18 protein-coding genes are annotated in these 14120 nt (G+C 61.4%); 13 read left to right on the top strand and 5 right to left on the bottom strand.

Annotated elements, in window-relative coordinates; genetic code table 11:
• Positions 1-378 precede the first annotated feature (378 nt).
• A complete protein-coding gene (locus FFS20_RS11685; RefSeq protein ID WP_249356821.1) occupies positions 379-822 on the bottom strand; it encodes a MerR family DNA-binding transcriptional regulator in 444 nt (147 codons plus the stop codon).
• An 84-nt stretch (positions 823-906) separates the two neighbouring features.
• Here FFS20_RS11685 and FFS20_RS11680 point away from each other — a divergent pair, with 84 nt between their 5' ends.
• Both FFS20_RS11680 and FFS20_RS11675 read left to right on the top strand, forming a co-directional pair.
• Positions 907-1920: an acyltransferase gene (locus FFS20_RS11680; RefSeq protein ID WP_137826018.1), complete on the top strand. Its 1014-nt coding sequence runs from the start codon at positions 907-909 to the stop codon at positions 1918-1920.
• Between the two features lie 341 nt (positions 1921-2261).
• Positions 2262-3212, top strand: coding sequence for a site-specific integrase (locus tag FFS20_RS11675; protein ID WP_212743333.1), 951 nt, complete (start codon positions 2262-2264; stop codon positions 3210-3212).
• A 108-nt stretch (positions 3213-3320) separates the two neighbouring features.
• On the opposite strand, the gene istB is transcribed toward FFS20_RS11675, so the two are convergent.
• On the bottom strand, positions 3321-4097 hold the full coding sequence (gene istB / locus FFS20_RS11670) for an IS21-like element helper ATPase IstB (RefSeq protein ID WP_137826017.1): 777 nt from the start codon (positions 4095-4097) through the stop codon (positions 3321-3323).
• Positions 4097-5626 (bottom strand): IS21 family transposase, encoded by a 1530-nt coding sequence (istA, locus tag FFS20_RS11665; protein ID WP_137826016.1) that lies wholly within the window; start codon positions 5624-5626, stop codon positions 4097-4099. Before istA ends, istB begins: the two co-directional genes overlap by 1 nt.
• 190 nt (positions 5627-5816) lie before the next feature.
• On the opposite strand from istA, the gene FFS20_RS11660 reads away from it, so the two are divergent.
• The 4 genes from FFS20_RS11660 (at position 5817) to FFS20_RS11645 (ending at position 8514) form a co-directional block, all read left to right on the top strand.
• Positions 5817-6026, top strand: coding sequence for a tyrosine-type recombinase/integrase (locus FFS20_RS11660; protein ID WP_249356820.1), 210 nt, complete (start codon positions 5817-5819; stop codon positions 6024-6026).
• Positions 6007-6357: a helix-turn-helix transcriptional regulator gene (locus FFS20_RS11655; protein WP_249356819.1), complete on the top strand. Its 351-nt coding sequence runs from the start codon at positions 6007-6009 to the stop codon at positions 6355-6357. Before FFS20_RS11660 ends, FFS20_RS11655 begins: the two co-directional genes overlap by 20 nt.
• Before the next feature lie 442 nt (positions 6358-6799).
• Entirely contained in the window at positions 6800-7837 is a 1038-nt protein-coding gene (locus FFS20_RS11650; RefSeq protein WP_137826015.1) for a hypothetical protein, read from the top strand.
• A gap of 35 nt (positions 7838-7872) precedes the next feature.
• Positions 7873-8514, top strand: a complete 642-nt coding sequence (locus tag FFS20_RS11645; RefSeq protein WP_171007069.1) for an SOS response-associated peptidase — start codon at positions 7873-7875, stop codon at positions 8512-8514.
• Here the strand turns inward: FFS20_RS11645 and FFS20_RS11640 are convergent, their stop codons facing one another.
• Positions 8515-8913 carry a hypothetical protein gene (locus FFS20_RS11640; RefSeq protein ID WP_137826013.1) on the bottom strand — a complete coding sequence of 133 codons (399 nt, stop codon included), beginning with the start codon at positions 8911-8913 and terminating at the stop codon, positions 8515-8517. It abuts the gene before it with no gap.
• A 124-nt stretch (positions 8914-9037) separates the two neighbouring features.
• Here FFS20_RS11640 and FFS20_RS11635 point away from each other — a divergent pair, with 124 nt between their 5' ends.
• The 3 genes from FFS20_RS11635 (at position 9038) to FFS20_RS11625 (ending at position 10443) form a co-directional block, all read left to right on the top strand.
• Positions 9038-9373 carry a hypothetical protein gene (locus FFS20_RS11635; protein WP_137826012.1) on the top strand — a complete coding sequence of 112 codons (336 nt, stop codon included), beginning with the start codon at positions 9038-9040 and terminating at the stop codon, positions 9371-9373.
• Between the two features lie 103 nt (positions 9374-9476).
• Positions 9477-9902, top strand: a complete 426-nt coding sequence (locus tag FFS20_RS11630) for a hypothetical protein (protein ID WP_137826011.1) — start codon at positions 9477-9479, stop codon at positions 9900-9902.
• A gap of 85 nt (positions 9903-9987) precedes the next feature.
• Positions 9988-10443, top strand: a complete 456-nt coding sequence (locus FFS20_RS11625) for a hypothetical protein (protein WP_137826010.1) — start codon at positions 9988-9990, stop codon at positions 10441-10443.
• A 33-nt stretch (positions 10444-10476) separates the two neighbouring features.
• On the opposite strand, the gene FFS20_RS11620 is transcribed toward FFS20_RS11625, so the two are convergent.
• Positions 10477-11043: a hypothetical protein gene (locus tag FFS20_RS11620; RefSeq protein ID WP_137826009.1), complete on the bottom strand. Its 567-nt coding sequence runs from the start codon at positions 11041-11043 to the stop codon at positions 10477-10479.
• A 139-nt stretch (positions 11044-11182) separates the two neighbouring features.
• Between FFS20_RS11620 and FFS20_RS11615 the strand changes: the two genes are divergently transcribed.
• The 4 genes from FFS20_RS11615 to FFS20_RS11595 all read left to right on the top strand — a co-directional run bounded on the left by FFS20_RS11615 (position 11183) and on the right by FFS20_RS11595 (position 14117).
• Entirely contained in the window at positions 11183-11392 is a 210-nt protein-coding gene (locus FFS20_RS11615; RefSeq protein WP_137826008.1) for a hypothetical protein, read from the top strand.
• A gap of 342 nt (positions 11393-11734) precedes the next feature.
• Positions 11735-12259, top strand: coding sequence for a hypothetical protein (locus FFS20_RS11605; RefSeq protein ID WP_137826007.1), 525 nt, complete (start codon positions 11735-11737; stop codon positions 12257-12259).
• 41 nt (positions 12260-12300) lie between these two features.
• The gene (locus FFS20_RS11600; protein WP_137826006.1) at positions 12301-13260 is read left to right on the top strand and encodes a helix-turn-helix domain-containing protein; all 960 of its coding nucleotides are present in this window, start codon (positions 12301-12303) and stop codon (positions 13258-13260) included.
• Positions 13257-14117: a hypothetical protein gene (locus tag FFS20_RS11595; RefSeq protein ID WP_137826005.1), complete on the top strand. Its 861-nt coding sequence runs from the start codon at positions 13257-13259 to the stop codon at positions 14115-14117. Before FFS20_RS11600 ends, FFS20_RS11595 begins: the two co-directional genes overlap by 4 nt.
• The last annotated feature ends 3 nt before the right edge of the window (positions 14118-14120 follow it).

The following is a 14120-nucleotide window of genomic DNA, read 5'->3' as shown; positions in this document are numbered from 1 at the left end:
GTGGTTCGATCTTCTCCCACTGCTCATCAGTGAAGACTCGGTGTCGTTGCTGTGTAGTCACGTCTCCACCGTGCCAGTCCTGGAATGGTCAATAAAGGAGACACGCCCTAGTCGAGCAGTCTTGCAGGAGTCTCTACAGTGCGTCTCACAACCTACCCGCCTCAAAAGTCATGGCATGGGAGACTCCTTGCGGCTAGAACTCGAACACGTAGGCAATGAGGTTAGCACCGCCACTGAGTGTTGTCAGAAGACCGCCATTTACTGCTGAAGCTCACACGCAAAATTTGCCACGGCCAAACCGATCGGCAGTCTTACTAAACTATAGATTTCCGAGACACCCTGAGCCGCGGTGTGTCTCTCAGGCTGTGGTACTGGACCTTAAGTAAGTCGTGTGCGGAGGATGCGGAGGAACTCGTCGGCACGCTCTATCTGCCGGGCGAGTTTGTTTCGCTTGGTGGTGGCATCGTCGATTAGCGCGAGCAATTGTAGGCGTGCTTGGCTTCGCTGGTCCTCGGCTGCGTCGCTGTCGACAGTATCGAGGAGAGTGAGCATTTCGCCCATCTCGACGGTCGAGTAATTCAAGGCCTTCATTTGCCGGACTGTCATCAGGCGTCGCAAATCGTCGTCGGTATAGACCCGAAATCCGCCCTCGGTTCTAACGGTCGGTGGGAGCAGGCCCATGTCTTCGTAGCGTCGCAGGGTTTGTGAGGATAGCCCTGACTTCTCTGCCATCTCACCGATGTGCACGTTAGCCTCCGTCTCTGTGCTCGCGATTTGCATCAACCCTACCGTGACGTCATTGTTGGTAGTGTATTTGGCCATGCCGAAGGTGCTCTGCGCGTTGCCCCTCGCTTCTTTAGAGCCCCATGTGGCTACAACCGCGACTCCCGCCGGCGAGAGGACTTCATGCCCGGAAACACCCCGCCCCCGCGAGCACTATGGATCGATGGCCTGAGGGGGGTCGCCATCCTCCTCGTCATGGTCTGGCATGCCCTAGTCATCGGCGACGATCAGCGCGTGCAACACGGACCGATCTGGGAGACTTCCGTCGCCTTGCAAGGCCTGCGCATGCCGACACTCTTCTTCCTCTCTGGCCTGCTCCTTCCCCGCGCCCTGGAAAAGCCGGTCGGGTCCTACATCTGGGGCAAGTGGACGAATCTCGTTTGGCCATATCTCGTGTGGCAGCTCATCGCCCTAGTGCAAGCCCCCGACCTTAGCGTGCTCAGACTCACTGACTGGGGACCGCACAACTATCTGTGGTTCATGTTCTACCTCATGGTGTACTTCGCAGTGGCCCTAGTACTGCGATGGATGCCTCCGATAGCGATGCTCGCTGTTGCCCTGGTGGCATTCATCGTCCTCGGAATCGTCGCCGAGGAGGGCAGTCAGCCAATGCGACTGGGCATCTACGCCGTATGGTTCTTCGCCGGCGCCGCCACCGGCCGAGCCTTTGCCGAGGAGAAGCCGGGATTTTCGTGGGACCGCGCTATTGTCCTCTTCTGCTTCCTGGCAGCGGGATGGGTCAACCGGAACATCGCTGGCTTGTCCACGAACCCGGAGGCCAATCCGTTCGTCTTCGTCTATGTCTCCGTCCCGACGGTCGGTGCGGCCGTGGCCGCAGCGCTTATGTTCGCCGGCCACCGGGTCTTCCTGCCGGTGCAGTGGGTCGGCCGCCATAGCGTGATCTTCTACACGGCACACTTCGCCGTCCAGGTCTTCGTCATCGTGGCCTTGGTCGATACGCAACTTGGCGGGCCCGATGCGGCGGTGCTCGGCTTCCTGGCATCGGTCGCAGTTTGCTCGCTCCTCGCTGCCTTGCGCGGTGTCATGGTCGTCAGCGTTCTCTTCAGCTTCCCGGCGCGGTTAATGCCACGAGCCGTGCGGCCCGTCTCCAATATGACGTCACTATCTGCGCCCTAGGGTGGGCGTGGGTCATAACTCTGGGTTCACAGATGGTGACGTCTACGGTCGAGTCTCTTAGCTCCCGGGGCACGCAAGATGAGACCATTCGGGTGCCACGACAGCTGCCAGATCGGACTATTTCGTGAGGGCCGCTTCTTCAGCAGCAACCCGTCCAGCACTTCCACGCTCAGCAAGTTTGCCGATCACGCTAGCCCGCAAGCGAGCTTGCTAACGTTCGGCGTCTGGCATCGTTAAATGCCCCGTCGACGAAATTCTTCCGAGCTTCTCACCATCCTTGCCTTTCCTTTCAGGATCAGTTCTAGGTGCATCAATGATGCATTGAATGCAATACTGGTGACGTGAGTTCTGGACATGGCGGCGTGACCGCTCTGCGGCTGCTTGGGAACGTGCGCCCGCTGGATGAGAAGCAGTTTGTCTACGATGCGATGCTGGCGGGCTGGAGTGATCAGCAGTCCAGTCGAGGGCTCGCCGGCTCGACGATTTACAGCAGAGTGCTCGTGATCCGCCGATTCGAAGCATTCACAGGGCGCTATCCGTGGGAGTGGTCGGCTGGTGATGTTGAGGACTATACGACGAATGCGAAGTCGGGAACGCGCCCTGCGGCGCGGTCGACCATTCGTGCGTTCCAGGCAATCATTCGTCTCTTCTGCGACTATCTGTGTGATGGACGTTACGAGTGGACGTCCGAGTGCGAGCGTCGGTTCAGTCAGGCGCCTCAGCAGATCTGCTACGAGTGGAATACCGCCGCGCATCTGGTCGACTATGAAGGGCGTGCGCAACGTCGAGCGCTCACTTACAACGAGCTCGAACAGTTCTTCGACGCCGCGGACGCCCGAGTCGAGACCATCCTCACGCAGGGGCGCAAGGGTGCGCTTGCTGCACTGCGGGACGCTCAGATTTTCAAGACCATCTACGCCTACGGGCTGCGCCGTGCCGAGGCCGCCGGGCTCGATGTCGCGGACCTGCGCCCCAATGGTGCAACTCCTCGGTTCGGCCGATTCGGTGCCGTCGAAGTTCGTTGGGGCAAGGGCTCGCGTGGCTCAGGGCCGCGCCGGCGATCGGTCCTGACCGTCCCGGAGCTAGGCTGGGTGACCGAGGGGCTCGCGCAATGGGTCGATCACGCACGGCCCCGGTTCTCCGACGAACCAGGCATGCTCTGGCCGACGGAGCGCAGAAGCCGAGTCAGTGTCCGCTATATCAACTCGAGGTTCGCTGACCTCCGCGACCAGCTGGGCCTTCCACCGGAGCTTAGCGTGCATGTGTCAACGGTCAGTAGGAACTGCCCATAGACGGCCACGAGAATTGCCCACTGGTGGCCAATAAAACTGCCCGATGGTGGCCACGATTTCTGCCCATCGACTCGTTGTGTCCAGTCGTGACCACCCGGGGCGTCGATATCAGCTCAAAGCAACCACCCCTGCCCCAGAAACGGCCTGGCTGAGTCGAATCGATTCCCCACTGGTCTGGACCAAATGAGCATGATGAAGGAGCCGATCAACCGTCGCCGTAGCCACGGTCTTGGGCATCAACTGGTCGAAAGCAGAAGGATGGAGATTCGACGAAATCGCGACGGATCTCTTCTCATAAGCAGCATCGACAAGCCGATACAGACCTTCGGCAGCATCATCACTGACGGGCAGCAGCCCGATGTCGTCAACGATCACGAGATCGGCTCGCAACAGCCGCTGAACAGTCTTCGTCACCTGGTTATCAGGACGATGAGCACGAATGAGTCCGCCCAGATCTTCCAGCTTCAGCCAGGACACGCGTCCACCGCCGTCGATGACTTTCTGTCCCAGCGCTTCCAGGAAGAACGATTTGCCGGTTCCCGCGGGCCCACAGATGGCCAGGTTCTCCTTCCGCCCCACCCACTCCAGCGTCGACAGCGCCTGCTGCGTGGGTACAGGAATCGATGACACTTCCTCATCCCAGGACTCGAACGTCTTGCCCGTGGGAAACCCGGCCTGCTTCCGCCGGGTCGCTAACATCGCCGCCGATCGGCCACGAGATTCCTCGACTAACAGTGCCCGCACGACCTCGACCGGCTCCCACCGTTGCGCTTTCGCCGTGGCCAACAACTCGGGGGCAAGACTGCGCGCATACGGCATCTTCAACCGTCGCATCAGCGCCTCGACCTCGGTATCAAGGACTGGCGCCTGGGCAGAGACAACCATCACAGCTCACCCCCGTCGGTGGTCATCGACGGTGTGCTCATCGCCTGCCATCCCGCAGTCCCCTGTGCCAGGGACGCATCCTCACCCGCACTGCGACTGCCTTGATCAGCAACCCGGTGGGCCAGCAGCGATGCCACATCACCAGTGCCGAAGCGACCATAGGCAGCCGCCGTACCCAGGACCTCATCGACACGTTCTCGACCATGCAACCGCGACAGCGCCACGGCCTGGCCCATCTTCTGTCGCATCCTCGACGTCCCTGCCGCGGCCGCCTCACGTAACCACTCGTGAGCACCATGCCCAATCGTCAGGAACGCTTCCTCATCAGGACTGTTCGCTGTGACCGCATACACTCCGGGCACCTTCTGTGTGGCATCAGTCGGGAAATGCTCGTCATCGATCTTCGGCGATCCGGGCCGGGCTCGACCGTGTCGGGCGACTTCCCGAACCCCATCACGACCGGCAGCTACGATGATGATCTGTTCTGCCTCGGCGACACCGTGGACGCGGACGAAGACCTCGGACCCCAGGAGTGCATGCGGTACCGAATACTGCCCGGACTCGAAGGCGACCATCGGCGTATTGACCGGAACCTTCCTCGACAGGCCGAACGCGATCGTATGCGCCCGATCCGGGACCGGATGCATCCTCTCCTGCTCCTGACCGATCAAGTCGATCGGACGTCGTTTCGTCACCCGATGCTCTTTCTCGTTGATCTCGGACATAAAGGCTTGGCACGCGGCCTCGAGGTCAGCAAACGAAGCGTACTCATTGCGCAGGTTCGTGGCTGTGGGCACCAGATCAGCCTTCGCGATCTGGACGGACCGCTCCACCCCGCCCTTCGACGCCGGATCGGCCGGCTGACACGTCAGGACCGTCGTTCCGTAGTACTTCGCGAATGAGACTGTGTCGCGATTGCGTACCGGAACCCCGGCGATATGCATCGTCGTGACGGTCTTCTCGTTATCAGTCAACACATAGGTCGGGATGCCGCCGATGAGTCGAAACGTGCGGTCTAAGACCATGAACACCGACGCCAGCGTCTTATCCCGAAGCGGAATGACGATGCGAAACCGCGAGAACGCTAACCACGCGATGAACAACACCGTCTTCACGCCACCGACGACGGGCCCGTCACCGTAGTCGTATTGAAGCCACAGTCCCGGCTCTGCCACCCAGGGACGATGCACACGACGACCTGCTCTTTCATGGATCGCTTTGGCGTGGGCGACGGCACGGCGAGTTGATCTCTCCGAACCTTCATAGCCGAGTCCAAGAAGGCGTTCGTGGACCTTATCGGCACGGATCCTGCCCCCTGAACGGGCTACCAGCTCCGTGATTTTGTCCATGAACTCGTCCGTGACCCGATCACGGCGGATGGGGGCGCCCACCGGGCGGCCTTGAGCGCGGGCGGTGACGTGGGCCTTGACTGTGTGGTGTGAACACCCTGCCAACTCGGCTGCGGCTCGGTAGGACCCTGTGGAGTCATACGCTTCTAGAATTTCCATGATTTCTCCGTCAGACTTCATACGCGGCCCCGAACCCTCTCGTGGTGGATGTTGATCGATTAGACACCGTCATCATCTCCCGGAAGTGGTTCGGGGTCGTCTCTCAATGAGAGGTTCTACATGCTCGGATGGGCAGAAATCGTGGCCGCCGCTGGGCAGTTCTTGTGGCCAGGAACGGGCATTTCTACTGTCCGCCTATGGGCAGTTTTCCATGGCCGCCAACATGCATGCGCTTCGTCATACCTACGTTACCAACCTGATCGAGTGGGGATACTCGGAGAAGTTCGTCCAAGATCAGGTAGGCCACGCCTACGCGTCCACCACCGCGATCTACACCTCGCTCGGTGATGACTACAAGACCCGCATGGTGACCCGAGCACTGGCCCGAATCTACGGAGGAAATGATGCCGACAACCGCTGATCAAAATCCGATCGCCTGGCAGCTGCGGCAGGTGATGGCCGCCGCTGGGATGTTCCAGACGACCGACCTCATTGAACCGCTTCGCGAGCAGGGCGTGCAGCTGTCTCGCGAGCAGATCTACCGTCTCGTTTCGAAGACGCCGGAGCGCCTCAACATCGAAGTCCTCGCCGCGCTGTGCCGCATTCTCGATTGCACACCCAACGACCTCATCGAGGTCGCACCGGTTGCTACAGCTCATGTGCCTCGAGCCGTAGGTGAGCCGCGCAGCTCTGGGCCTTCCATTGGCACGCTGCGGCCGATCCCTGCGAAACTCCGCCGCCCCCCAGAGTGAGCGAGGTGCCGGCATGAGCCCTGGATCGAAGCGTAGATGCGACTCGTGTGGCCGCGACGTCAAGGCCAGGTACGAGATCCTCGAACAGCGCATCTGCAACGCCTGCTACTCCCGCTTGCGCCGGAACGCAGCACCTTGCCCGATGTGCGCCCAGATGAAGGTTCTGGCCTTCCGCTCAGGTGACAGCCAGATTGTGTGTGCCGCGTGCGCGGGTGTTCCGTCGCGTTTCGGATGCGACCGCTGCGGGAGCGAGGAACACCTGGCCGGGTCGCACTGCGGGCGCTGTCGCCTCGAGGACCGGCTCGACGACGTCCTCGCTGACGCCAACGGCCGTGTGCATCCGCTACTCGTGCCATTGCGCACTCACCTTCTCAGCGCCAGGGACCCACGTACGGCAGTCCGGTGGCTCCGCCACGAACCGATTGATCGCACGCTTCGAGCCATGGCGAGGGGCGCGAAATCCATTAGCCACGACACTCTCAACGAGCTAGGGCAGTCGACTCGTATCCGCTACTTCCGTCGAACGCTGATCGCTGCCGGTTCCTTGCCTGCGATCGACGTCCGACTCAACGATCTGGAGCTACGAAGTAGGGCGCTCATCGAAGCTCTCCCGGCTGAACACGTCGTCATCATCACCAGGTTCTTTAACTGGGAGACACTGCGGAAGCTGCGCCGCAGGCCGCTCGATCGCCCCATCAGCGTGGGAGTGGCCAACGCCCGAACCACCGAGCTTCGCAAGATTGCCGCCTTCCTTGCTTGGCTCGGTGAGAACAACTTGAAACTCTCCACGCTCAACCAGGTGGCCGTCGATCGTTATCTCGCTCACCACGACCCGAATCTGATCATCGGAAGATTTCTTGCCTGGGTGGTCCGACACCGGATTACGCAACACCTTGACGTGCCTCGTGCCCAGTCGACAGCATCGTCGGCGACCATCGCCGAGGACGCCATCTGGGAGAAGGTCGATGTTCTCCTCCAAGCTGAGTCCACCCCGATGTCGAGTCGGATCATCGGGCTGTTCTTACTGGTGTTCGCCCAGCCGATCAGGGATTCCGTGCGGCTGAGACGCGACGATGTCCAGTTCACCGGAGAGAACGTCAAGGTCCAGTTCGGCAGCACCCCGGTCGTGTTGCCTCCGCCGGTTGCCGAGCTCCTTGTGCGCTACCTCGACGACACGTCCGACTGCCTGCCTTATGCCGGGTCACCACCTGGCTGGCTGTTCGAGGGCGTTATGCCCCAACAGCACCTAAGCGATGCCAGCGTCAGGTTCAATCTGGCCAAGCACGGGCTTCACGCTCGAGAGATCAAACGCGCCCGACTCGATCACCTCGTACAGGTGCTGCCAGCGAGCATCGTCGCGGACATCACCGGAGTCACTGTCAACACTGCGCTACGTCACTCATCGAACACGCGAGCCGACTGGGGAATATACCCGGAGTTGAGAACCCGGGAGTGCAAGGAACTCGACCTAAGCGAATAATGCCGACTACCGGCACCTCAGCCGAGCTTGGAAAGATGCTCGAAGGCGATATGACGGTGGAATGGACCCCGTCGTGGAACATCAAGCCGACTCAACGAGTGCCGGTCTTTCGCGAAACAGTATCGGACGACGGTGAGGTCCTGCGCGTCGGTGATCTCGCGCGCTGGTCGCTTCTTCCTCCCTGGGCGACTGAACCAAAGCTGAAATTTCCCACGTTCAACGCCCGCAGCGAAGGATTGGCCGCGAAAGCGACATGGCGCGGCCCTATCAAACGATCAAGGGCGATTCTCCCCGCAAGCGGATACTACGAGTGGAAAACGGACGGGAAGGTCAAGACGCCGCACTACATTCACCTCCCCGAGGGAGAGCCCCTGCTCTTCGCCGGCTTGTACTCATGGTGGAGGCCGAAGGGCTCGGATGACGAGTGGATGCTCACGGCTACGATCATCACTCGCCCTTCGGCCGGCGCGGCTGCGCAGTTGCATGATCGTGCTCCGGTCGTGCTTCCCGCGGACTTCGTCGACGAATGGCTCGATCCCGCGACAGAAGGCGATCAGAGCCTCGTCGATGCGGCAGTATCGGCGAGTTCGCCACAGATCGAATCCCTCCAGTTCCATGAGGTGGGCAAGATCAGTGGGGACATACCAGAACTCACGAATCCGGTAGCCACCTCCTGACTACCGGTCTTCCGCCGGTGGTGCAACGACGCGATCAACAACCTGGGCGCCGAAGTAGAGTCCGATCCCCATGAGGACGACGAGGCCGCGCTCCAGGGTCAGGTGTTCAACGCCGAGTCCGTCGGGGCGCAGCACCGGGGTGCCGACGATGCTTGCCGTGACCACGGCGGAGACGAGTCCGCCGACGAGCGTGGCGAAGAGCTGCACGAGAAATGAGAGCAGATGCCGGCTCACCTGGCCGAAGCTCTTTCGGAATGCCCACACCAGGGCAGCGAAGATCAGCGCAATGGCGAGGAACCACCAGTCGAGGGACTTCTCTGCCAGAAGCACACCGGCCAAGATGCCGATGATGAGGACCACGGTGCTCGACGTAGGTCCCTTCCAGTTGACGTGTGTCATGGTCTTCCTCCTCAAGGGTTCTTGTCACCATACCGAGCTTCTCACCGTGGCACTGAAAGGGTTGCGCTCCGCGCCTTATGCATTTAGACTCTAAATACACAAATCATCGAATGAAGGAGTCGAAATGAGTACCGCAGCAGAGGTGATCCGTTCGCAGGTCAATCCCATGGTTCTGATGAGCCTCGGTGCGAGTGAGTTCGTGGCCACTGAGGCGAATGAGGGCAGGCCGGCGCTGGCCTTCTGGGCACGGATCCTGCCATTCAACGCGAAAGGCAAGCGGCTGAGCCGCCCAGCGAAAATGAGAGTCTGCATCGAACTGACACCCGCGGATCTCTATGACATCACAGTGGTGCACTCGAAGGCCGGCGAGTACGGGGTTCACTTCGAGATGGAAGGTGTGGGTGCCGAGGACCTCAATCGAGTTTTGCTCTCGCTCGACTCGGATGGAGATCGGGAGTAAGGGCGAAGCGAAGCGGCACCCTGGGGAGGGTGCCGCTTCTACACAAATCATCGCTATGAGGGCGATGTTGCTGGGTATCACTCCAGCAGAACCAGACTACCGAATGACCTGGCTGAAGGGGAACGTCATGGCAAGAGTTCAGGCCTCGGAGGAAATGCTCTCCCGGCGTGTGAGGAAAGGTATTCGAGTGGATCTCGAAGCAATGGATCTGGCCAAGGGTGCCTGGCTATGGGCTTACGAGAACAGGGTCACCGATGCTCCCTCGTTCGGCGACTGGGTGAACGAGGCGATCGCGAAGCATCACGACGCCGATCCGGTCGAAGGGAAGAGCTCGAGCGAATGGATGAGCGCGCGCATGTATTGGATCGACAAGGACAAGCTCGATCTCCTCGGGGATAACGCCGGTCGAGTATTCCGTGGTGCCGTCGCCGCGGCCGCCGAGGAGATCGTCACCGAGGCGCGGACTCGGGGTGTGGAGATCCAGCCGCTCGAGGGACGGCTGCCATCGAAGGTGTGGCGGAAATCGTGATGAGTGCGCGATGAGGGGTTGCACTCCACGCGCTATGCATTTAGACTCTAAATACACAAATCATTGAATGCAGGAGGGACATACCATGACCGGACGCAAGGCACCTGAAGACATGACCCTGGCCGAGCTCGAAGCAGAGCTGGCTGGCCCGATCGAGCGTGACCGAGAAGAAGCGGTCTCGGCCTCCTACTATGCGCGGATGGATGACCTGCGGGCGCTGACAGTTCGTGCTGTTACAGAGTTCCTGGAGGGCTTGTCGCAGGATGACTTCGACACGATCGTCCGCCCGGTCCTCGACGAGGATGAGTACGGCACTGAAGACCGCGCAGTGATGCGGGAATACGCCTCACAGGCCACTGTGACAGTCCTCGATGCCGACGAACTCCTTGCCGAGCGCAAGCGCCAGGAGCGCGATCGGGTTTTCGCAGAAGAGCGTCGCGCGCGGGCGGAACGTGATCGTGAGATCATGCGCAAGGTGGACGAGCTTCGCGCTGAGCATGCCAGGCGGGAGGGTGAGTCGCGCCACGGGCAGGGCGAGTGAGGTTTCGAAATATCTCTGGTGGCCCGGGTGAAGCTACGGCTTTGCCTGGGCCACAAACCATTTATCGGCCCTCTTGGACGCATGGTGAGATCTCGTTTGCACCCAATCGGCCATGGCTCCGGCTCCCTCGCGTCCTTCAGAGATGCCCCGCAGATCGCCGAGGTCCGCAGCGTGCGTAATGAGCCCGTGTGAAGCCCCGGCAAGAAGCTTTCCGGTATAGCCGATAATCAGGCAGCCAGGCGGTGCTGCGTGCTCCCAGCGGCCAGCTTCTTGCCAGCATGAACCGACGACGAGGATCTCAAGAGCAGATTCCCTCAGCCCCAGGTCGATCGGATCGAGGAGAGTTTCAGTTGATCCGAGGCAGAGACTCCCTCGTGAGCCATGGGCGTCGATCAAGGCCGCAGAGCACTTCTTAATCGCAGATAAGGCAGGAGCGAGTTGATCGAGGGAGTCGATATCGAATGATGCGAGTTCGGTGCCGAGCCTCTTTGCATGCTGCTGTGCTGCGCAGTGGATGTGGTTGCCGGGCGCTTCGAGATCGTAAGTCGACGATTCCCTGTCTTCGCTGAAAGGCAGAGAGAGCAGTCCATGGGTGCACATGGTGGGAGGCTACCTCAGGGGGCCACCGGCTGCGTATCAGCAGGGCTGGGATGGGGACATACCAGGCCGGTCGCAGGGCCCGTCGAGGCCGGGGTGCCATCCGCCTGCAATCTGATCAGGGGTCGGCACAGTGGGAATCATGGATACCAAACCACTGACACAGGACCAGTTCACCTGGCTCGGCTTCATCATCGTGGCACTCACGCCAGCGTTCCCCGCTGAAGTGCAGCCGGCGATTGGCAGCGTGGGGCAATTCTTTGCGGCAGTTTCGATCATCAGGCTCCACCTCGGAGACGAGGCGGCGGCCAGGGTGGGGCACGATTACATTAAAGGTTGTCAGCGACAATAATTAACGGTAGAGTGGGGATCAAAGTTCATAGAGGAAGGGGGTGATCCCCATCGATAAGCGAGTGAAATCGCTCATCAAAGCCCTGGAAGGACAAGGGTGGCGGTGCAAGGAATCCCGCAAAGGCTTCATGTGCTATCCACCCGATGTGAATCAGACACCAGTCGCGATCCACAAGACACCTTCCGACTCCCGCTGGTACAAGAACACCTTGAGCCAGCTGAGACGCAGGGGCTTCACGGAGTGAATCCGGCGGGGTGTTGGTCCGAGAATCAGGCCGGCGCCCCGGCCGGTGACCTCTCGCATATCGATCGGAATTGCCCATGACACAAGGAAGGAGCAGCAATGACTAGATGGCATGCAGCAGTCACGTTCACCACGGCCGGAGGATTCGGTGAGGACGAGGCGCTCGAGGCCCTCGACGCGCTCGTCGAACACGGTGCTGCGGTTTCGCCGGCAGCTGATGCTCGAGGCGGAGAAATCGCATTGAGCATCACGGCCGAGTCGGCGGGCGCCGCCGCCGTGGAGGCCGAGCGGGTCGTGACCGGCGCGGTAGGTCCCCTGGCGGGCGCGGTTGAAGTGGTGGCGATAGAGGCCTCCACAGAGGAGGCCATGGACCAGCGGCTGGCAGAGCCGATCTTTCCCGATGTGGTTGGCTTCGCGGAGATCGCGGACATGGCAGGGGTCACCCGGCAGCGCGCTCGCGCATTCACGAAGATCGACGGGTTCCCTGCCCCGGTGATCACCACGGCGCAGGGAGCCCTCATGACTCGGGCGGCGGTTGCCAGATGGTTGGAAACGCGGTCGACGAGGCCCGGGCGGCCTCGGAAAGCAGCGGCCGGGAGCGGGGATGCCTCGCCGTCAGAATGAGAGTAGAATTGCATATACGCAAACGTTAGGAGGTGGCTGATATGGAAGCAGCAGCGATCATCAAGAAGATCCGCGCCATGAGCGGGATCACCAGGAAAGAACTGGCGCAGCTCGCTGATGTGTCGCCATCGACGATCAGCCGCATCGAACGCGGCGAGATGGATCCCACCTGGTCCACGATGCAGAAGATCTTCTCCGCCACGGGATACCAGCTCAACGGGACCTCCGTGGTCTCCAGCGGGGACACCTCGGCGATCCAGGCCGCGAACATCTACCTCGAGCCACTCCTCAGGCAGGCTCTCGCACCGATGGCTGAAACCGTCCGGGCAGCGGCAGCATCCTCGGGGAACGTTCTGACTGAGGCGGCTCGCACGGCAATAGGATCCGCCGCGGGGAAAGCAAGCACTGCCGCAGCGGCAGCGGTTGCAGAGGCCGCGAGGGAACCCATGCGGGCAGCAACGGCGCCGGCGGTCCAGGAGCTCCTGTCGAATGTGAAGATCCCTACCGGTGAGTGGGCTGATCGGTGGAAGAGAACCGGTTGGCTGAAAGACTCGGCTGGAGTCGATGACCTGGTGGCGATCGCTGTGACTGCCGGCAACGCTGGGAAGGTTGCCAGGCGCCGCGGTGCCAGGGTCCCCGTCGAGATCCCGAAAGGATGGCGTGACCTCGTCGACCGGTTAGAGGAAGCGGGCGTGGACTATGCCGTGTCCGGGATCGTCGCCACATGGGAGGACCGATCTGATGCTCAGGCAGGTGCCCCGCTGATCTATGTGAGCGATCCCCGCGGCGTGGCTGAGCAGCTCGGATTGGAACGGGCCCGCCCGGGGCGGGGAGTCCTGCTCCTGGAGGCCATGAGCGGTGAACTCGACGATGTCGAGAGCGAAGGCGGAATCCGGTTCGTCCCACGGTCGAGGGCCCTGCTCGATGCCTTCTCCGGCCCCGGACGGGACCCGGACAAGGCAGAGGACATGCTCCGAACGATCTGGCAGGACGCATCATGAGCGGCGATTTCGACCTGATCGATCCGGGTACAGTGCTCTCCCGACGAGCGCTCATCGATGTCATTGTCGGTTTGTCTGAGCACCTGGAGGCACTGACAGTATTGGGTGGTCACGCGGTGATTGAAATGACCTGGCACCTTGATGCTCTGCCGGTGCCGGACACGACCCAGGACGGGGACCTCGGTGTGGCTCCGCAGCTCCTCGCCGACAGTCCCCTGCTGTTTGAGAAGATGACTGAGCTCGGTTTCGAAGCTGCCCGACCCGATCGTCCGGGGATCTGGTCTCCGATCGAGCAGAGGGACCTACCACCGCATGAGCGGGCGAGTGTGGACCTCATCGCCCCGCGGGCTGTGGCGGCAGAGAACATCAAGCGGCCGATTCGAGCGGCCAGGGTTGGTGCCCACGGTAAGCATTCGGTGTCGGCCACTGAGGGGACCGAGCTCAGTCTCCTCGATCGCAGTTCGAGGGTGCTGCGTTCCTTCGATACGGGCCCGAGCGTGGAGGCCTATGTAGCAGGGCCCACGGCACTGCTGTGTGCGAAGGCGTACAAGCTCCACGACCGAATGGAGCCCAGCGAGTTGCGCCGGAACCGTGAGCGACTGCGCCCCAAGGACTTCGCGGATGTCTACCGGCTGTTACATGCCATATCCGGCGAGGAAGCAGCGAGAGTGTTCGAACTGGGGGCGGCTGACGAGCGCATCGGAACGGCAGTGGACCTTGGCCGCGACCACCTCATTGAATTGCTGCGGGATCCTTCAGCTGTGGCAGGGCCCGTCGCTGAGTCGTGGGCTGCGCCCGAACTCGAGGACGAAATGACCGACCGCATTCGCTTCTGGCTGGAGCGTTTCCTGGGGTAGTTG

It is taken from the genome of Brevibacterium sp. 2SA, assembly GCF_005502845.1.
Taxonomy (GTDB): Bacteria; Actinomycetota; Actinomycetes; order Actinomycetales; family Brevibacteriaceae; genus Brevibacterium.
This window is presented reverse-complemented; position numbering and strand designations above follow the sequence as displayed.